The 19,933-nt window shown below is 57.0% G+C and carries 12 protein-coding genes and 1 pseudogene; 8 read left to right on the plus strand and 5 right to left on the minus strand.

What is annotated here, in order from left to right; genetic code table 11:
* Positions 1-223 precede the first annotated feature (223 nt).
* The 5 genes from ACVWW1_RS40145 (at position 224) to ACVWW1_RS40165 (ending at position 8,964) form a co-directional block, all read left to right on the plus strand.
* Positions 224-598 carry a radical SAM protein gene (locus tag ACVWW1_RS40145; protein ID WP_429033815.1) on the plus strand — a complete coding sequence of 125 codons (375 nt, stop codon included), beginning with the start codon at positions 224-226 and terminating at the stop codon, positions 596-598.
* A 1,364-nt stretch (positions 599-1,962) separates the two neighbouring features.
* Positions 1,963-4,656, plus strand: coding sequence for a hypothetical protein (locus tag ACVWW1_RS40150; RefSeq protein WP_456659702.1), 2,694 nt, complete (start codon positions 1,963-1,965; stop codon positions 4,654-4,656).
* A gap of 26 nt (positions 4,657-4,682) precedes the next feature.
* Positions 4,683-5,165: a hypothetical protein gene (locus tag ACVWW1_RS40155; protein ID WP_456659703.1), complete on the plus strand. Its 483-nt coding sequence runs from the start codon at positions 4,683-4,685 to the stop codon at positions 5,163-5,165.
* A gap of 45 nt (positions 5,166-5,210) precedes the next feature.
* On the plus strand, positions 5,211-6,647 hold the full coding sequence (locus ACVWW1_RS40160; RefSeq protein WP_456659704.1) for a hypothetical protein: 1,437 nt from the start codon (positions 5,211-5,213) through the stop codon (positions 6,645-6,647).
* Positions 6,648-6,714: 67 nt separating this feature from the next.
* Entirely contained in the window at positions 6,715-8,964 is a 2,250-nt protein-coding gene (locus tag ACVWW1_RS40165; protein WP_456659705.1) for a di-heme-cytochrome C peroxidase, read from the plus strand.
* Positions 8,965-9,070: 106 nt separating this feature from the next.
* Here ACVWW1_RS40165 and ACVWW1_RS40170 read toward each other — a convergent pair whose 3' ends face one another.
* From ACVWW1_RS40170 to ACVWW1_RS40190, 5 genes and pseudogenes are all read right to left on the minus strand, one after another.
* Entirely contained in the window at positions 9,071-9,229 is a 159-nt protein-coding gene (locus ACVWW1_RS40170; protein ID WP_456659706.1) for a hypothetical protein, read from the minus strand.
* A 698-nt stretch (positions 9,230-9,927) separates the two neighbouring features.
* The gene (locus ACVWW1_RS40175) at positions 9,928-10,461 is read right to left on the minus strand and encodes a hypothetical protein (protein WP_429033808.1); all 534 of its coding nucleotides are present in this window, start codon (positions 10,459-10,461) and stop codon (positions 9,928-9,930) included.
* Between the two features lie 1,315 nt (positions 10,462-11,776).
* Positions 11,777-13,046: pseudogene (gene ectB / locus ACVWW1_RS40180) on the minus strand (diaminobutyrate--2-oxoglutarate transaminase).
* A 491-nt stretch (positions 13,047-13,537) separates the two neighbouring features.
* Complete coding sequence (locus ACVWW1_RS40185; RefSeq protein ID WP_456659707.1) at positions 13,538-14,194, minus strand: hypothetical protein; 657 nt, start codon at positions 14,192-14,194, stop codon at positions 13,538-13,540.
* A 485-nt stretch (positions 14,195-14,679) separates the two neighbouring features.
* Positions 14,680-15,189, minus strand: coding sequence for an avidin/streptavidin family protein (locus ACVWW1_RS40190; RefSeq protein ID WP_456659708.1), 510 nt, complete (start codon positions 15,187-15,189; stop codon positions 14,680-14,682).
* Between the two features lie 1,360 nt (positions 15,190-16,549).
* On the opposite strand from ACVWW1_RS40190, the gene ACVWW1_RS40195 reads away from it, so the two are divergent.
* The 3 genes from ACVWW1_RS40195 (at position 16,550) to ACVWW1_RS40205 (ending at position 19,681) form a co-directional block, all read left to right on the plus strand.
* On the plus strand, positions 16,550-16,708 hold the full coding sequence (locus ACVWW1_RS40195) for a hypothetical protein (RefSeq protein WP_456659709.1): 159 nt from the start codon (positions 16,550-16,552) through the stop codon (positions 16,706-16,708).
* A gap of 260 nt (positions 16,709-16,968) precedes the next feature.
* Positions 16,969-17,874 carry a TauD/TfdA dioxygenase family protein gene (locus tag ACVWW1_RS40200; RefSeq protein WP_456659710.1) on the plus strand — a complete coding sequence of 302 codons (906 nt, stop codon included), beginning with the start codon at positions 16,969-16,971 and terminating at the stop codon, positions 17,872-17,874.
* Positions 17,875-18,586: 712 nt separating this feature from the next.
* Positions 18,587-19,681 carry a KamA family radical SAM protein gene (locus ACVWW1_RS40205; protein ID WP_456659711.1) on the plus strand — a complete coding sequence of 365 codons (1,095 nt, stop codon included), beginning with the start codon at positions 18,587-18,589 and terminating at the stop codon, positions 19,679-19,681.
* Positions 19,682-19,933: the final 252 nt, after the last annotated feature.

Genomic DNA, 19,933 nt, shown 5'->3' on the forward strand with positions numbered 1-19,933 from the left:
GCACAATCGGGACTGCGGTAGCCAACCCGCGTATCTGAGCTTGATCACCGACGTCCCTCGGTTCCGTCTCCAAGCATGCGCGATCATCAACATCTACAGCCGATCAACGATCGGACGAACCTGTGCGTTCTGAGCCTTGACAACGGACATCAGAGCGGGGCTACCTTCCCACGTTTCAGTGGTGTCCGGATGGTGGTGTAGTGGCGACCCGCCCGGGAAGCTCGTGATCTTCTTTGAGGTCAAAGCTAACCTGAAGCGCCAAGAAGTGGAGAGGCTGGCTGCCGCCGGCGTCCGCTGGATTCAACTGGATATCGAAAGCCTGGATACTCGTATTTTGAAACTGATGCGCAAAGCAACGACCTCAGTGCATCATATTCTGCTCTTAAAGTGGTGCCGGCAGCAGGGCGTGCAGGTGAGTTGGAGCCTGCTGTGGGGCTTCCCGGGCGAGCACGACGCATTGTATGAGAATGGCTCCTTTGTTGCCGCTGCTGCACCATCTATAGCCGTCACCCATACGCGCATGCTGAACGCAGACGCCGAAAGTGCAGACTGGCGAGAAGTCGTGGAGCGAGCCGGAGCGCGCTCGCCGCGCCTATGAGAGCTACTCTCCCGCGCAGGTGGGCGAGCAAGCCGTCTCCTTGCCGCTCAGGATTCGGGGGTGCCCAGCACCGCCAACAGCATGACGCGGTCGTCAAATTCGTATTGACCGCTGGCGCGTTAATAGTTGACGGGTCTTTTTGCGCCGACCGCCGGATTAAAAGTTCAGTGGCTGGTCATGTCGACACCCGCACATTTGAGCGGTCCAAAGTTGACTTTGCTTGAGTTTCGAAAAGTTCCGTAGGAGATCCGTTGCAGCACCTGCTCCAAACAAGTAGCATCCTCTGTGGCCGGATCGGCAAGCACGCTTCGCAAGTCTTGTCCGGACTATTTGAGCGCGCTTTCCGCAACTTCTACCGCGCTGTGATACTCTACGCCGATCTGCATCGCGCAAGCGCCGGCAAGACGAGCGAGCCGTGCTGCCCATTCTTCTGTACTAAAATGGTCCTTTGGTTCCGCAGAGCTAAGGCCTGCATTGATCGCATTCCGATGCGCATCAAGGGCCGCAGTGTAGATGATCCGCTTTGTGCGCGGGCAATATGCCGCGATGGTAAGGCATGGCGGAATGCTCGGGTACGTTTTAGATGGCAGCAGTTAATACTGCCATCCAACATGTGTCAGCGGCGATTGTCGCGCAAGCTGTTGATTTCGGCATGCCCCAACCCGCTCAAAGCTCAGCATCGAGACGCCGCGTAATGGCGCTGTTCGAGGGCGAGGTGGCGGCGGCCGGCGCCAGGTCCGCGTGTGCAATCACGGAGACGGCGCGAAACCGCGGTTATGGGGAGCTGATCCAGCGTTTGATCAGCGGTCGTTCGCCGCTATCGGCGCACTCTTACCGAGGCTCGGATGCCGACTGCCGCACTTCCGGCCGCCGCTGGCAGCAGTGCGAGTTTCACCTTTCATAGCCAGAAAACGCAGCTCAAGAAACTGATTTCTAACCCGTCCAAGTGTCCGTAAGCGTTTAAGCACACATCCATCGATGGTGATCCACGATGAGAATCGACAGCAACATAGAGGTGAGCGGCGACGCTGTGGGTTTTTTGGCACTCTAAGCGAACTAACGAAGAAAAAATGCGCAAGCTAGCGGATATGAGGCGCGAAACATCGAGATCGCGGTTTTGAGTCATCCGCATCGAAAATCTCTTGACCGTCCAGCAGAATACATCGATAAATCGCGCCACTACTGTAGGTTAAGCTATCAATTTTCAGCGCGCTGTCCGATAGCGTGTCCCTGGTCAATTTCTTGCAGGCCGCCTGTAATCTCCGGCGTATTGCTTTCGATGAGAGCTGGTACGAGTTTTTTGGAATGCAAGCCTATTTTACTCGCTCAGGATCTCCGTTGGACAGTGTGAGGCACATGACGCGATGACTGTGCGCGAGCAGCTCTTTACATTGTTGCGCAACCTCCGGTGGATTGTTGTTCTATCGGTGGCCATTTCGATTTTGCTCTACCTGCCAGATCAGATTCAGGAGCTCTACCGGATCGCCGCTGACGACATTGGATGGCTAACCGTCAGGGAGTTTATCGCCCTTGGTGTGATCGCGATAACGATTTGGGCGGCCGCGTTTCAGCTTACCACCGCAACCCTACCCCAAATCCCGCACGCCACGGGCCGGCTGGCCCTTTATATCAAACTAGCGCCCGTTGTGCTCGGAGCGCTGCCGATAGTCGCTGCGACCGCAGGTCAAATCGCCTCGCGGCCGGCTGAAAAGATCGGTGAGGTCGAGGAAGTCGGAAGTATCTTCCGCATTCAGGACCAGGCGCTCGCCTTCGAGCGGAACATGCTGCTCATCCTCGCCTTCGCCATGTTGTTCCTGCTCGCCTGCTTCGTCATGTTCGCCTGGCGGATGGGATCAAGAGATCGCTCTACTGAGCTCGCGAGCCGGGCGAACAACGCCTATTTCATCCGCTACAGATTTCTCGCGCTCACGATCGGCGGCATCGCCCTGTTGACAACGGGATTCGTTTTGCTTCCCGATAGGCTTGCGCAGTTCGTCGGATCGTTCGGCGTGATCGCACTCTTTACGATGTGCGTGGTTGGTCTCACCACCCACTTTGCACTACTGACGATCAGGTTCAATTTTCCATTTATACCGGTTGTCTTTGGGGGCTTGTTCCTGGTTGCCTCCTTGTTTGGAAGCGACGACCATGGGCTGCGCACCGTGGCCGGCGCAATCGGGCAACCGAAAGAGAAGGCGCGCATTTCTGCCGTCGAAGCGTTTCGTGAGTGGCTTCTGCAAAAATCGCGGGTGGCCGAGGCCGAGAGGCTCGGAGAATATCCCGTATTCATTGTGGCTGCCCAGGGCGGTGGCATCTACGCAGCCAACAATGCTGCGCGCTTTCTAGCCAGGATGCAGGATCTCTGTCCGGCGTTTCGGCAGCATCTGTTTGCGATAAGCGGTGTCTCCGGGGGAAGCGTCGGTTCGGCAATCTTTGCGGCTGCGCTTCATGCTGACAATGCGCCACTTGATGGGATCGCTCCCGACGCAAAGACATGCTCGAAAATCGCGGACTTTCTGGCCGGCGTCGGCCGGGCCGAGGACATCGATGTTTCCGGACCGGTAGAGCAACGCGTTGCAAGCGTCTTGGAGACGGACTTTCTCTCGCCGTTGGTTGCCGGTTTTCTATTTACCGATTTCACCCAGTTGTTTTCACCGGTCGCGATTCCAAATTTCGATCGCGCGCGTTTTCTGGAATACACGCTGGAGAATGCTGCAGACAGAATGCTCAAGACCCACGAGGGCATCGGCGATCAATCCAATCTGCTAAAGGCCGACTTTCAGTCACATTGGACACCAGGCAACAATATGCCGGCGCTGTTGCTGAATACGACAGATGCCGGTAGCGGCAAACGGGTTGTGATCTCTCCCTTCGATATCGATCCGCTACACTCGAAAGCCAAAGACCTGTGTATCCTCGCGACGCTTGATCGCGCCGGCATCGGGATCGATCAAACCGTCACGAGCCACTCACTGCGTATTCCGCTGAGCGCGGCGGCGTTTACGAGCGCGCGGTTTCCGTGGGTGACGCCGGCAGCGACGGTTCCCTTGCGGAATGACTGTATTACCGCCAATCCGCAGGCACGCTTGGTGGACGGCGGATATATCGAGAATTCCGGAATCGAGACCGCCCTCGATTTGATTGAGCGGCTCAACAGTATCAAGGGCACCTCCGACGCGCCAAAATTCCGGATTTATCTGTTGTCGCTGGTGAGCGGTCAGTTCGAAGATCACGGGTCCTTCATGTTCGGTGAGCTCATGGAACCGGTGCGCGCGCTCTTGAGCACGCGAAGCTCTCGAACCTATGTTGCGCTCAATCACGCGACCAACATCGATCGTCGGCCGGAGAACGATGTAACTTCCAGCGTGCAACGCTTTCCAAGCTTTGGCCGAACGGACGTCACAGGCTTGTTCTACAGCCTACCGCTTGGCTGGACACTGTCTCATAAAACCGAAGATATCATCTCGCTGAGCAGCGGTCGTTTTTGGGATTGTGTGCCCAAGGATGACTTCGATCAATCGCGCGAGAGGCAGAGCAACGCTGATTGCTTGCAAGTGAAATTATTTCATCTCTTGAACGGGTCTGTCGCGTCCGCATTTGAAACGCTCAAAGATGCCAAGCTTGCCCAGGCCGCCTACGCCGACGAGCTAGACAAGGAATATCGGCCGACGCCAAAGATCAAACCGCAGCCATTGCTTGCTTGTTATGAGAGCAAGTGGTTGCAGGAGCATGGCTATCAGAAGTACCAGGACAAGGTTGCTGCCTACGAGCGCCAGTTGGCAGTATCGATCAAAGACCATTCGCCAGCTCCCCCACCCATGCCGCCATATCGAAAGAGCTATATGGCGTATTTTCAGGCCGAGCAGGTCAAGGCCTTGCTGCAGGAATGGGACCGCGTCGAGGAGACCGATCCGCGCATCCTGTGGCCTACATCCTGGGGGCGATCTCCTACGACAGCGCCGATTTTACACGCAGCAGCGAAGATTTCTCTTATAGCGCGGTCTCGCAACTGCCGCGCAAATGGCGCGATCGAATCGCCAAGAACAACGCTGGTCTAGCGGCCGCGAACAAGCCACCCGTGGGCATGGACGCATTGCTTAACCATCCGAAGGAATTGGCGGACTTTGTTCTTGGCTACGAGGACAACCCATTCGGAAACCAGCCCGGAACGGATGACGGTTGGCTCTTTCGTCCACGGGGAATGTACCAATTGGTCGGACGCGAGCAATATCAGGAAGCGCAGAATCAAATGCTCCAGGTCGGAGAGCTGGCGGGGCTCGATCTCCTCACGCTTCCGGACGCACTGCGAGATGCGAAGATTTCAGCCAAGGTTGCGTTCGCTCACTTCCGTCTCCATCCCTACCAGGACCGAACACTGTTCGAGCTGCTTACGGACCCTTCGAAGGACTGGATCGCTGTGCGCTCGCTGCAAACGGACATGGAGCATGCCCCCGCTGATAGGGAGCATGTCAGCGCAAGGAGCCAGATGTTCCTCGGCTGCATTGACGAGGCGTTACATCCTACTCAACTCAAGGCCTTGCAAAGCAAACTGTACGGTAGCGAGTGAGAAGGCTGATCCGCTGCGAGATGCCGTAACGCGGAGAGCGGAAGCTTGAAAGCGGCGCTTTGTACATCTGACATTCAACCGCCGAGCCTTAGAGGGGAATTGCCGACGATGGCAAAAGGGAAAACATGCCAATCGAAACGTCGTCAACTGCTTGCAAAGCTGTCCGCAGCGGGGCTGATGTTCGCTGTTGTTTTGGGAGCAGGAGCAGCCCCGGCCCAGACGGCATCGAAGCCGCTTTCGGCTAACGACGTGTCCATCCTATTTCCTCCGCCCAGATCGCCGGGTGACCTCGTCAATCTGATCGCGGTGTCCGATCTCACCGGCCCCACAGGGTCTGCGCAGCGGCTTTTTTCCGATGGGGATTTTTCACGTTTTATCGCAAACGCCGAAAATCCCGAGCGCCCAGGCGTGCCGGACTCGGGCGCGCGCCGCATTCAGCTGCCTGACGTCGTGAAAAGGATCGAAGCCTGGTTTGTTGCCGGCATCCGGATCGATCCGGGAGCACCGGGATTGTCTGCGGACGTCATCGCCCAGTTTGGTCGGCAACCGCAAATCCGCCTGATCATTCAGCCGGTGACCAATGGACCTGAAGGATTCAAGGTCCATGACACTGCCGGCCACCTCATCTTCAGCTTCAACCTCGATCCTGATCCGCCTCTCGATGGTTGTGCGCCATTCCCGCGATTCAAGCCTGACGACGAAGCCTTCAAGGCGATCGTCCGTGACGTTGCGTCTTTGCGCGACCAACTTGCGGCGGGAAAGTTCGGCAATGTCAAAGTCTCGACTGCCGGTGACATGAACGTGCATCCGGGCCTTGTCGGGGCGTCCGCGAAGCCGTTTCGTGATGCGGTTAAAAAAGCCTTGCTGGAAAAGCATCTCTCGCCGCAGCGCCTCAATACCATGGCTATCATGGGCATTTCACCGCCCGAACCTTGGGTTTTCGTCTCGATGCTAAGGGTCCCGCAGGCCGGGTTGATAGCGGTGCCTGGCCCGACGCTTGATGGCCTGCATGCCGCACAGATGTTCAGCATCCTCAGTGGCACCCACGTCGTCCCACGGCCTGTCACCAACAACCAAAATCCAATAACGTGTCGTCACGCGGCGCTGCAGACTCCGCCCTTGCCGCTCGCCAGTCGCAAGGGTGTTTCGACGGCCGATTTCATTGATGCCAATGTCCCCAATAGCCGCGTACTCGAGATCGTCAACATCATTGCGGATCCGAAGAAGAGTCATTTCTTCAACACGGACTGCGTGAGTTGTCACACCGAGACGGCGCAGCCACTCGCCAGGAAAGTGCAGAACTTCGCAGTGCCTGGCGTGAACCCAGCGGTTTTACCGAGGGAAAACTGGAATGTTCGCAATTTCGGTTGGTTCCCGTCGTTCTTGCATGGCGGCCCGGCGGCCGCGACCATAACGCGGCGCGCGGCAGCCGAGACCGCTGACGTGGTCGACTTCATCAATAGCCAACTGCTGAACAAATAGTGAGCGCCATTGTTTGCCAGCGTGCACGCGCGGCAGAAGGCGGTACTTGAAATAAATGGAGGGTGCTATGGGGGCGCGTTCGTTCCGCTCTTGGATGGGTGGCCGGGTGAGGCGGTGGCCTCATATCATCAGTCTCATATTCGCGATCGTGTTCGTCGCGGTGGCGTCGGCCGGCATGGCGTATTTCGCGCCGGAGCAGCTTCGCGATGCGGCTCTCAAGATCAAGAGCGACGCAAATCTGGTTGCGCAATTGCTGCCTGCTACACTGCCCGCGCCGTCGAAGATCGACAGCGCGTATTGGCTGCCGCAGAATTGGACTTCACGGCAGCGTTACTGGTTTCACCATACATCGCAGGGCACGGCGACCATTCCCGTGCCATATCGATGGTTCCTGGCTCTGGAACGTCCTGAGTTGTCGATCCATTACGCGAGCTTAACGGACGACGACTATCTGCGACGCCTCGGTTTCATCCCAAGTCCAAGCTCAAAGGATTTTGCCCGTCACGCACCCGCATACGGCTATCACGAGGATGCGTCGAAGGACGTGAGCTCCACTTGGACACCAAGCACGGCTGACAATCCAGATGGTTTGCCTGTAGGTTTTGCAATCCTGAAGGGGGGCGTCGACCCGACGACGGGAGCCATCTATGAAGATCAGATTGGCCTGACCTGCGCCGCCTGTCATACTGGTCATCTCGAGTACAAGAATGTCAGCATTCGCTACGACGGCGGGCCGGCGATGATCAATCTCGGCGAGGTTGAACGGGCCATCGGGCTGTCGATCGGCTATACGCTGATCTTGCCGTGGCGGTTCGAACGCTTCGCCAGCCGGCTTGAAAACATTGAAGGTCGAAGCATCGATCGCAACAAGCTTCGCAGTGATCTCGAGCGCACACTTCAAAAGATCAAGCAGCAAAAGGCCCTTAGTGATGGTCTTTTGGCGGGGCAGGGCGTCAGCCATCTCGACGAGGGTTTCGGCCGGCTTGATGCGTTGAACCGGATCGGCAACCAGGTCTTCTATACCAACTTTCTCGATCCTGCGACCGGAGAACTCCCCGATCCCCTCCTCAAAGGGAACTTCGCCCGCAACGACGCCCCTGTGAGCTTTCCGCCGATCTGGGACACGCCGTACTTCCTTTGGGCGCAGTATGACGCCTCGGTTCTCAACGAGCTTGTTCGCAATTCCGGCGAGGCGCTCGGCGTCAGCTCGAAAATCAATATGAGGGCTTCCGCGCCCGGACGGCCGCTTTTTGAATCGTCCATCCGTCTCACGGACATCGCGCGTTTCGAGGAGCTGTTGCGTGGCACCGATCCCTTTTCGTCAGCCGAGGCAAGCGGCAGAAAATTCAGCGGGCTTGTCGCGCCACGATGGAAAGACGCGCAGGAAAGGTTCCAAGGCGACCCGGCCTGGGCCATTGACGAAAAATTGGTTGAGAAAGGCCGCGATCTTTATCGCTCGCATTGCTTTGAATGCCACCGAGGACCGGTCAATGATCGCGCATTCGACGCAAAGTGGCCGGACGATTCGTTCTGGAAGCCCGAGAACCCAGATCGCTCTGCCAAGGGCGAGAAGAATTGGGTGGAGGTCGGGGGACGCCACTATTTCAATGTCGTTCAGGTGCCGCTGAACGCAATCGGTACTGATCGTCAACAATCCAATGTCCTGACGACGCGGCGGGTTCACTTACCCGAGTCGCTCGGCCTCAATCCAGTCGATGATTTGAACAAAGCCTGGGGTTGCGGCCTTCCGGCCGATCGGGCGGCAGATCCCTTATTTGTGCTCGCGCTGATGGATGTGGTGGGCAAGACGATCGATCAATGGAACGTTGCGAACGGCTCTTCCGAAAAAGCCAAGCAGCAGATGTGGGGGCCGAGGAAAAACTGTCAAAACCCGCGCGTATATGTTGGAGCGCGGGCGAGCCGTAACGGCAGGGACGAAGATGTTCTTGCTCTTGAACCTCATTACCGGGCGCGTCCGCTGGACGGTGTTTGGGCAACGGCTCCCTATCTGCACAACGGGTCCGTGCCTACGCTGAAAGACATGTTGTTGCCGCAGAGCCAGCGGCCGAGCTCTTTCTGCGTCGGCAGCCGCGAATTCGATCCAGTTCACGTTGGGCTTATCACGAAAACGCGAGCGAGCGATGTCTGTGCGGCCGGCTTGACGGACTTCAATGTATCGCTGCTCGGAAACAGCAATCGCGGGCATTCGTTTGAGGGCAAGGAAACCGATATAGCGAAGTTGCCGCCTGGGGTCATCGGACCAGAATTGACCGACACTGAGCGGCGAGCACTTCTCGAGTATCTGAAGACGCTGTAAGGGAGCCGTCGTCTCGAAGCGTAGCGCTGATCACGCGAAAGCAGGAGCATACCGACAGGAAATATACTGTCGACATAGACTCGCGCATGGATTGAGGAAATGTCACTCAGTATTCTGGAAGGAAGTTGCCGGACTTCATTCCGCGGATCGGATGACGGCGCCGGTCGTTGGCCCGATTCCCAGTCATTCCAGGATTCGCCAGAACCGCTCGACCTTGGCATTGGCCTGCGGCCGATAAGGTCTTGATACCGAGTTCGAGCAGCATGGCCTCAAAGGGATGTTCCTGTGGGTTGTTGCCGGAGGCGAACTCGGCGTCGTTGTCGGACAGGATTTCCTGGAAAGCGAGCCCCTAGGTGACGTTATTCCGAGCCGCCCGGGGCTTCCCTAGTCGGTTCAACCAGGAGGCCGCAGCTTTTGCCGCCTAGAGCAGAGCGCTAACGTTCTCTGTCCTGCGAACCCCGGAGGTGCTCCCGCGCTTGAACTGGGCAGCATCGCGCGCGACGTCGAACTCGCCGACCGTTTGAACCAAGGTGCCGCGCGATCGCTGAGAATGCACGCAGGTTACGCAGACATCTCCTCGGAACGTGAACTCGATGCGCACCCGATCATTTGAAAGTCAACTATCGGGTGCTGATCTTGACTGAAGTGGTACCGCCTCTGCGCGGTGAAAAAAGAGCAATATTCTCCTCCAACGGTGGACAGGATCCGTTGCTCTCAAAGGCTCTACAGAATTCGCTTCAACATGATCTTGGAAAGCACGTCAAAGCAACTTTCCGAGCGCCCGTGAAGGCCAAGCGAGGCCGCAAGTGGCGGCTGCCTTGCGCAGGAGGTGTGGCTGCTTTCGCATTCTCCCGTCGGAGGGAACGTATTCGAGGCGGCTCGAACCACACCCTCCAAGAAGTCTCTCACAGATCGGCAATGAGTCAAATGCATCTGTCTGGATTCGAACGAACCATACAGTGTTCACGTAAGAGCGCGAGCCGCAAACCGTTCGGCGCTCCTGGTGAGAGCAGAAAATGTTCCGGGGACGGCCTTGATCGCCTCTTTTAGAGCTTCGTTGATCGCTGTGATCAGCTCGAGATCGTGTGCCTCGGATAAGCTATGAGCGTTACGGCGGCAGACGTTCGCGATTGCATGTCTGATGTCTTGCAGCCTGGAAAGTAATTCATCTCGTTTCCGCGCTGCTTGAGTATCGGTTCCCTTTACATTGTTCCATTCGCGATACGTGAGCTCGTAATCTCGTAATACCTCGTGCACGGCTCTTCCCCAAAAAGAGCCCTTTGGCTCGGCCGATGCCGCACTCACAAGCGCACTGAGCAGCTCTCTAATTTTGCTGCAGACGTCTTCATCAATGCCTGATTTCTCGATCCGCTTGAGATCCAGCTGGAGGTTAACCAAGATATCAGAGCGAAAGAAGTTGATCGCGTATCCTGTGGTGCCGCGATGCAGTCCCGTTTTCGGAGAACTTACGCTGCGTGATTTGGAATCCTTTGCCACAGTTACCTCCAGGCGATTAAGGCACGAACTATAGGCGCTCGAGCGCTCTTCCCACGTGCGGGTAGACGTCCAGCATAGCAATGCAAGCGAGTATCGGATCAACGCCACATCGATGGAAATCGCAAATTGGTCAGCTCAGAAAAATCACGAATGTCGTAGCGCCGGGATGACACTATTGTTCGTTTTGTACGGTGGTGTCTGACGCCATTGCCTTGCGGGGAAGGAGTCACTTGCCAGTGAAGGCCTCGATCTTCAAGCGCGAGGCTCTGCTTGATGCAGAGATCAAGACATCAGGCTATCGGACGAGCCGTCCGAGGATGTCGCCAATCTCGCTGGAGACATCATGGTTGATGATTCGCGACGTCGTTCTGCGGCGCGGCAATCAGGGTGGAAGTCCTGCCCATCCAGATTGTCGCGCTATAGGCACCACCTTTCAAAGGCCGCAGGGCGTTCTTGAGCGTTAACGGGGCCGATTTGAGGACGCAGCTTACGGCACATGATGTCGCCAGCGCAGTTCCACGAGCTGGTAACCGTTATCGAGCGTCCGTCGTTCAACCGCCATGAGCAAGGCCCGCCATGCCCTTGCCGCGAAACACGAAGACGTCGCCGGTACCGCCTTGAGATCAGACCATAGCGCTACCACCGGCCCGAAGGGCCAACAGTACCGTCGAAAGCTCGTTCAGCTCCACGCCTGGCGCGACCCGGACGCGCGGGGCACTCACCTCGATCACGGCCAACCCGCAGCCGGTGATCTCCAAACGCCTCGCGCATGCCGACGAAAGAGGTTCGGACCCGCTGCGCGCAAATTTGGATCGACACCAAGCTCGGGGCCTTGCGGGCGTTTGCTACCGGTGCCTCCGCCGATCAGCTCGTGCCAAAGGCAAAACTCGCGATGACGAGGCGGAGGCCTTATGCCCGTTGCCGCTCATCGTTTTGCACAACAGGGTTCGACTTTACCTCGAACGAGGTCTTCGCCTGGGCCAGCGCGCACCGTGTTTGCCAGCACATCATCGCACGCGCCAAGTCCATGCAGAACCGTGCCTGCCAGAGCTTGCAGGGCCGCTTACGCAGCTGTACTCTGGAGCGAGCCTTCGTGGTGCACTCTCAATCGCGCTCGGGTGGTCCCGTGCGATGGGTGGCGAACCACAACAACATCCACCAGCACTTTGCCCTCGGCTATCAACCCAGTGGGCTATGCGGCGCAGATCACCGCATCGCGTGGTCGGCTGAGCAACCCCGACCAACTCTGCTCATCACCCGATGCTCCTCCGGCGAAGCCACGCCGTCTTCCCTCGACACTTGGCTTCACTTGGGGTTAGGTTGCTGCGAGCCCAGTTTGGTTTAGTGTTTCCGCCAACGATTCCTCGAATATCTCAAGACCTGCATTTAGTGTCTCATGGTCGATCGTGAGTGCAGGCAAGAATTTTACGACCTGATCAACGGGTCCGCATCGTTCGACCATCAATCCCTTCTCAAATGCCTTGCGTGACGTAGCCTCAGCGATTTCGGCCGTTTTACAATCGAACCCCAAGGCCATGCCCCGTCCTCGAACAGCAAAACTGTCTCCATGTTCGGATGCAATGGCCGCAAGTCGGCTTCGCATAAGTTCTCCCATGCGCTGAACACCCTCCGAGAATGTCCGACTGCGCCAATAGATATTTATAGCTGCGGTTGCAGAAATAAGCGCGAGGTTATTTCCACGAAACGTGCCGGTGTGTTCTCCTGGCCGCCATACGTCGAACGCCTCTTTGATTAACAACATCGATAAAGGCAGACCGTACCCACTTAGCGATTTCGACATTACCACAATATCGGGCGACAACGCCGCGAACTCGAAACTAAAGAATTCACCCGTTCGGCCACAGCCCATCTGGACATCGTCGACTATGAAAAGCGCGCCAACATCCCTTGCGATGGCCTGTACTGATCGCAACCATTCCTTGCTAGCTACATTTATGCCCCCTTCTCCTTGAACAGTTTCGACGAGAATAGCAGCTGGCAAATCGATACCACTGCTCTCGTCCAGCAATAGCTTTCGCAGGTGGTCAGCCGTATCAACGGCTGGCCCAAGATAGCCATCATAGGGCATGAAAGTAGCGCCAGACAAAGATACTCCGCTGGCAGCGCGATAAAAACGATTGCCGCTCGCGGCAAGCGCTCCTAAACTCGCTCCATGATATCCGTTCGTGAATGAAACGATATTTTGACGTCCCGTAACTTTGCGTGAGAGCTTTAAGGCCGCCTCAATAGCATTAGCACCTGTGGGCCCCGTGAATTGAAAACGGTATTGCAGACCCCGTTCCCTCAGTATGACGGAGCTGAAAGTCTCCATAAATTCGCGCTTTGCGGGAGTGGCCATATCAAGCCCGTGGATTACGGCATCTGAAGCTAAATACTCGGCAATAGCAGCTTTGATCGCGTGGTTGTTGTGGCCGTAGTTCAGCGCGCTAGCACCGGAAAAGAAGTCGATGACGTTTCGACCATCGTCCGTTAGCATTAACGAGCCGCGCGCCCGACTGAAAATAGCCGGAAACAAACGTGAGTACGAGCGGACCGTTTGATTCGAGGGCTTCGAAAGCTTGCATGTTGCGTAGCTCGCCAATCACTCCGGCCATGTTGGTCTCCTAGTAAGTCAAGGAACAAGCAGGTTTCTCGCACCATGCCTGAGCCGCGGACATACAGACCGGAACGTGCGTGCGTTTCGGCGGGAGCTACCTCGCACGGCGTGCTCCCTGAATAGCGCCGAAGCCGGAACGAGGAGCCTACCAAAGCTGGTAGGTTCAGAGTTTAACCATGGACCCGGCCATGTAGGCGTGTGCATTGTCGTTTTCGGAAATTGAGCGTCTTTTAATATTTCGAAGAGCAGTTCCGGAGCTGAGGCATCGGGAGCGGGACTACGATGCGCGGCTGGTGTGAGCTGCCTCCCAATCGTCGAGGCTAAACGCTCGGTTGAGCGCTTCCAAGCATGAGCGCAGCGGCCACTAAGCTGAGCAGCGTCACATCAGCAGTGTGGACGCTGCTGCCAGGATCAACGCAGAGGCTACTAGTCGATGATCATCGGCCAAGCCATCGGTTGTCACGGTGCGGTCTCCGACCCGCTCGAGTATTCCAAAACACGTCTGTGCTTATGATACGCCTTGGTTGTCGTCGGCGCCGGTGATCTGGCGAGCGCTTGCGCTCTTGCGCACAGGCGCAGAACGACGCCGTCGCCGCCCAAAACTCTGGTCACAGCCGCGCGAAGCCGAGGAGCGCCCGCTTGACTATCATCGATACCGTATTTGACCGTGAGCTGCCCCGACTTGATGCCCTTGACCCAGAGATTCCAAGTCGTCTCGATCAAGCAAAATGGCCAATCTTCGATTGGCGTGCCATTCCACCAGACTTCGGCCGGTTCGCCCTGCGGATCTTCGTTGCCGATTGCCTTCAGCGCCTCGGCGAGCTTCTCCTTAAGCAAGGCCGGGACCGTTAGTTTGGACCTCCATTGCCGGCTGCCTCGACCGATAAGACATATGGTACCGTCCGGAGCGACGTGTCGCCGGCCGCGAAAAGGTGCCGGATCCCGCAGCAGCACCAGCGGCCGTAGAATCGCATAGCCGTCCGGATATACCGCCCTGAGCGGAAGAATATCGCCCTCGCGAGGCCATTCGAAATCAAAGACAAGGCGGCCGTCCTGCAGCGCGCCTTTGTCAAGGTGGGGCTCAACGCTTTCAGCCCTGAAGGCGTCGAGCTCCATCTGAAGGCGACCCGGAAGTCGCAGATCCGACCGCGGCGCAAAGGCGCAAACTCCTGTTGCGCGGAACAATCGTGCAATTGACTCATCCCACGACACGCGGCGGAGGCTTGGGAGGCTCTGGGGGCCCAGGTGGCTTGTGAGGCGGCGGAGGAGGACGATGGCCATGCTTATCGTCTTGCTCGTGATGCTTCTCCTCTCCTGTTGGCCTTCGCGATGCTCTTGATGAGAGCCTCCGCTGTGCCGCCATTCTTCTTCTCGTGGTTGGACATATTAATTGCCTCCGTGCCTTATGCTTGAGAGCGGATTACGTTGCGCATGACGTCAGCGAGCCTCACGGCTCGCAACTGAAGGATCAGCATTTGGATCGAGGGGATGAATCCGGCAGCTCGAGCTCCCGCCACTGGCAATAATGCTTTTGGAAACCAGCATGATGGCTATCTGCGTCGCGATCCTTTGATCGATACGTTCCCAAGGAGGGTTTGCCGTTATTTTTGGCTCGTCTTTGTGTTCGAGAGCTTCTCGCCTGCGCCGCCCTGGCTAGCTGCGCCGCCACTTGACAGCAATTTTGCCCTGTCGCCGGTCTTGAATGTAAAGGTGTCGGCCCCGGCGCTGATGCCATTCCATACGACCGGCTCTGCGAGTGAGAGCAGCCAAAGTCCTTGAAAGTCCGACGCACTATTCAGCTGCCCCGTCCACACGGTCGTCGAGCCACATCCGGCGAAGTTGACCGTAAAACTGATCGCTGCGCCTTGATTGGTCTGAGCAAGCCAGCCAGTCACCGCTTGAGGCACACCTTCGTCGCAGCTATTGCTTGCATTGTTCGTATAGGTGCCGGAGATCGCGCCTGTATTCTGGTCATAGCTGTTCACGCTGAGTGTTGAGCCATATTGGTTGGTCCAGATCCAGATGGGTTGTGCCTTTGCCGGTGCCACGAGTACCAGCCCAAGGCACACCGAAGCCATCCATCGTGTCATTTTCCAAGTCTCCTGAGGCATCGTCTACTCCATTGAGCTCCGTAACGAGCCACTCATCGATCCATAAACAGGCGTCATTCAATTCTATGAGAGCTTCCAAATAAACGCAGCTTGAGATGATTTGTGCTTCGAATCTTTCCGTTCTGCTGGGGAGAGCGGTCTTATTCCGGAACTGGCTTCTAGGATAAGTACGTTGTCGCGCGGAGCGGCTACAAGCTTAGGATCTGCGCGATGAAGGATAGGGGGCGAGCAGCGGCGAGGCGCTCACGACCGCCTTTGTCCGCACATCCAAGTAACCCTTGAAAGATTTTCATTTCGGCTTGTGACGAACTTCAGCCTTTAACCGGCGCTGTTGTACGACGCGCATCTTACATCATGGCTCGGGTGCGCGGGCGCGTTGTTGCGTTTCCCGCGCATTCTTTCATCGTCTTCTCTGAAAACGTGCATTTTTGTTGCGTGTGCTACCAAGCGCCCTGGAGTTGTTTAGGGTGAGACAACGGCGCTCGCTAAGAACAATGGTGGCTTAGCTTAGCTGATGTCCTTGGATCGGGCATTCGCCTTCAGCTTCGTCCCGCCGATAGCGGTGTAGGGCTCAAAAAGCCGGCGCGCAGCGAAATTCGTGGCTCGCGATCTTAAGATCCTGACTTGTTGCCGGCCTTGTTTGCTTTGTCGCGGCCAATCGATACAGCGGAAGGGCTCGGCTGAAGCGCCCCGCATGTGCACCGGATAACTTCGAGCGGGAAGTGCATCTCGGCAGCGCCACGAGCCTTTCCGCGCAAATCAAATGGCTTGGTGTCTGACGGCTCGAATCGGGCGAGGCGGGCCTCGCGTCAGATCTTGGCCATCTGCGTGCAGCATTAGCATGATCTAAATGGAACACCCGATCGGGCCTGTTTGACGCTCCACTTTCTTTCTGTTGGCGCAGCGTGTCCACGCACTCTCTCTTTCTCAGCCGCAATCCGCCAGCTTTCTCAGCCGCAATCCGCCAGGAAAAACGTTGCGCCTCGTAAGGAAGATCTACGCCCCCGGATGGAGCAAAAACGCAAATCACTGCCCCAGATCGGCCGGCAGCCTCGGTCACGGAGGGGATCTCGCAAATGGAGGGATTGAGTCAGTTGTTAAACTGCAATGGGAGTTGCAGCGTTTAGATTTCGCCTCGCTCTCTGGATCAACGAAGTCAGAAGACTGGTCCCGATATGACAATCTGATGAAACACGCGCGTGTTGAACAACTCGGAGCGACGAATAAAAGCTTGCGGACACGTAAAAGTAGCGGTATGCTTAGATGCATCTCCTGGTAGATTTCAAGAAGTGCCATTCCTTATGGCTTAGTCAGCGCAGACGCCAATTTCCGTTCGCTATTTGTCGTGCGGATGAGACCCATGTGGATCGATTCAGTGGCGCATCCAATCGTCATCCCAAAGATTTTCCACGCCGAGTTCGGCGACGAAGCGAACGTTGCTCGAGATCGGAAAAGAAAGCAGGTTTCGTTTCATGGACTGGACATCGATGGCCGCTATAATTTGCGACGGCAAAGCTAGGCTGCATCGATGGCGGCGTTGTCCGCGAATGACTTTCGTCGGATCTAAAACCGCACTGGATGTGTCCGCCCTGAGAGGGAGTCAGATCATAAGATGATCGTGGTCTGTGTCCGACACTTCCGGCCTGGCTCATTGTGCGGCGTGAATCACCTCGCACGCAATTGGGCGCTTGTCATCAAGATGGCTCGCCGCCTCAGCCGCGGTCTCGTCGCCATGAATCGCGGAGCTTTGTTGAGACATCCACAGAGAGAGGCACCGTCATGAGTAACTCGATGACCGATGATAACGTCATTCCGAGAGCAGATATCGTCAGGCAGGCGGTCCGGCTTGGTGCCGAAATCAAGAATATCAAACTATCGGACGATCTGTCCGACGAGCTCGTTGCAGCCATTAACCGGCTGCTGCTCGAACATAAGGTCATCTTCTTCCGGGATCAGGGACATCTCGATGATGCCCAGCAGCAGCGTTTTGCCATCCGGCTCGGTTCGTTGATACCACATCCATACCGCGCCATGGCTGACACCACGGGAAGCTTGACGATCCGGGAAATGCTGTCAGATCGCGCCTGCCGTCGCATCGATCAGATGAATATGGACGATGGCTTCAGTGCCGCCCGTCCAAAGATCTCGGTGCTGCGCGGCGCGGCAATCCCGCCTTATGGCAGTGACATCGCTTGGTCGAGCACGGCGGCTGCATATCTTGATCTTCCAGAGCCGCTGCGGATGCTTGCCGACAACCTCTGGGCTGTACGCTGCGCCGCCTTCGATAACTCCGTGACAGAGGGCGCCATGGAAGCCGACAAGAAGCGCTTCGATGATGTATTCACCGGAACTATCTACGAAACGACGCTTCCTGTCGTTCGCGTTCACCCCGAGACCGGCGAGCGCATGCTCGCGCTCGGTCGTTCCGTGCAGAACTTTACAGGCCTGCAGCGGTATGCCAGCCAGAAGCTGTTCGAGCTGTTTCAATCCTATCTCACTGCACCGGAAAACACCTTGTGCTGGAACTGGAAATCAGGCGACGTCGCAATCTGGGACAATCGTGCGACTGAGCGCTACCCCGTCAATAAAGCCGGCGGTCATCATCGGGTGATGGGCCGGCTTGCGATTGAGGGCGACGTGTCGCGCATCAGAAAGCCAAGGCCACGGGCCGCTGAGGCTGCCTAATCGGATCAGGCTTGTCCGGTTTGAAAGACGCAGGCGGTTCAAGACTAATTGGCTGGCGCGTGCGGGGCCGTCCAATGTCGAGCGGGAGCCGCTTCGGATCTGCTGCAGATCTCGCTAGGGTGGTGTGCCGTGTGCCGCAGCGCGCGATCTGCTTCTAATCTTGTCCTTACCAATTTCTGAGAAAGCGCCAGCAGGCGGCGCCAATCGTGTGAGAGACGGCACGGCGCGAGCCGGTGGTTCGCAGTCCGCGGCTGGCAACTCAAAGGTGTAGCGGATCGAGTCTGGTGGTGGTCGAAAGTGCGCTTCAATACCGGTCTTGCGCCACTGAGCCTCATTAAATCTGGGGCCGGCACACACAGCTTCCTGATCACAGATGAGATCAGCCAAAGGTGCTTTTCGCAATCAGATACGGCGCTCACGTCGCCCTACGAGGGGGCGGCGGTCGCCTGTTTGTGCGAGCGGCAAACGCAGCGGGGCGCGCTTGTCGCTACCTCCGGCATGGCGTGCGCTCCGCTGTTGGGGGGCCGTTTGATTTCGCTACCGAGCCGCTACCTCGGGGTGAGTGCCAGCGCGGGGCTTCCTCAAATCTCGAGACCGATATTCCTCACCACAGTAGGTAGGTATCGGTCCATCATTGATGCTGTGTATCGTAAACGAGTAGCTCGCTGTTCTGAATGGGACGCAGCTCATCAGGACAGGACGAGGTGCAGCAATGAGAAGTACGGCTAATCCGCTGGATTGCACAGCACAAGTCTTGAAGTTCATCGAAGAAACGCGCGTCGTTAGTGAGAGTGAACTGCAAGTCAACAACATCACACCCTATCACGTCACAAAGTTCTATCGCGGACAGATTGTCAACAGCGGTTACTACGATCAGCTTAAATACATTGTGGAGCCCTCAGTCGAGGAGTTCGTGAGCCCTGGCACTTTGGATACGAGCGGCGAGCACGACAACACGGTCGCGCCGGGACTCCAGCACAAGTACGCACAGACCGGCTTGTTGCTGGTGACTGAACGCTGCGGTTCATATTGCCGTTATTGCTTTCGCAAACGCATGGTGGGCAAGGCTTCCGATGAAATCGCACCTGACTTCGCTCAGGCCGCGCGATATATCGGGCGCCACCCTGAGATGACGAACGTGCTACTGTCGGGAGGCGACCCGTTGGTGCTCAGCACCGCCAAACTCAACACGATTCTTGATCACCTGCTGCCAATCAATCATTTGAAGTCGATTCGATTCGGCACAAAAATGCTGGCCTATGAGCCAAGGCGGTTTGAGGATGCCGCTCTACCGGCATTATTCCAGCGAATCCACAAAGCGGGTAAGACTCCAATAATCGTTACACATTTCGATCACGTCGGTGAGATCTCGCCCGATGCGGCGCGCGCAGTTCGCTCTTTGCGAGCGCAGGGCGTGCAATTCCTTAACCAATCCGTGCTTCTCGCCAAAGTCAACGATGATCCCGAGATACTGGCAGCGACGTTCGCCAAATGCCACGAAATCGGAGTGCGCCCATACTACCTCTTTCAAGCGAGGCCGGTGAAGGGCGCATCTCACTTCCAGGTTGCACTGCGACGGGGACTAGAGATTGTGCGCGGCGTGAACCAACGTCTCAGTGGCATCGAGAAGACATTTAAATATATCATGTCCCATTACACAGGAAAGATCGAGATATTGGGCTTGGGAGACGATGACCGCGTGTATATGCGATACCATCAGAACAAGGCCCCCGAGACGATCGGAAAGATCTTTTCCCGACGCCACGTCGAGGCCGCCCGCTGGTTAGACGATTTGCCCGAACAATGAGACTGACGGCGCGCAATGCCGATTACGAACTCGGAGCGAGTTCGGCGCGCCGGCTGCCCTCATCGGAGCCGGCGAAGGTAGCTCGCGTTTGACGGCGGTTCGACATGCCGCGCACGAGATCACGCATTGCTTCGTTGCCTTCATCGGGAACCCATACTGCCCTCGGTTCGCCGTCCTTTCTGGCGGTTTTCCGCGCTGACGATGGCATTTTTCAGCTTCGCGACGTCCCCACCTCGGGGCATCTTGCAAGTC

The organism is Bradyrhizobium sp. JR3.5 (genome assembly GCF_054057015.1).

Excerpts from the sequence above, each read along its gene's own strand:
- ACVWW1_RS40150 (WP_456659702.1), top strand. The coding sequence starts at position 1,963 with ATGACTGTGCGCGAGCAGCTCTTTACATTGTTGCGCAACCTCCGGTGG.
- ACVWW1_RS40155 (WP_456659703.1), top strand. The coding sequence starts at position 4,683 with ATGGACGCATTGCTTAACCATCCGAAGGAATTGGCGGACTTTGTTCTT.
- ACVWW1_RS40165 (WP_456659705.1), top strand. The coding sequence starts at position 6,715 with ATGGGGGCGCGTTCGTTCCGCTCTTGGATGGGTGGCCGGGTGAGGCGG.
- ACVWW1_RS40170 (WP_456659706.1), bottom strand. The coding sequence starts at position 9,229 with ATGCTGCTCGAACTCGGTATCAAGACCTTATCGGCCGCAGGCCAATGC.
- ACVWW1_RS40185 (WP_456659707.1), bottom strand. The coding sequence starts at position 14,194 with ATGGAGCTCGACGCCTTCAGGGCTGAAAGCGTTGAGCCCCACCTTGAC.
- ACVWW1_RS40190 (WP_456659708.1), bottom strand. The coding sequence starts at position 15,189 with ATGCCTCAGGAGACTTGGAAAATGACACGATGGATGGCTTCGGTGTGC.
- ACVWW1_RS40195 (WP_456659709.1), top strand. The coding sequence starts at position 16,550 with ATGTGGATCGATTCAGTGGCGCATCCAATCGTCATCCCAAAGATTTTC.
- ACVWW1_RS40200 (WP_456659710.1), top strand. The coding sequence starts at position 16,969 with ATGAGTAACTCGATGACCGATGATAACGTCATTCCGAGAGCAGATATC.
- ACVWW1_RS40205 (WP_456659711.1), top strand. The coding sequence starts at position 18,587 with ATGAGAAGTACGGCTAATCCGCTGGATTGCACAGCACAAGTCTTGAAG.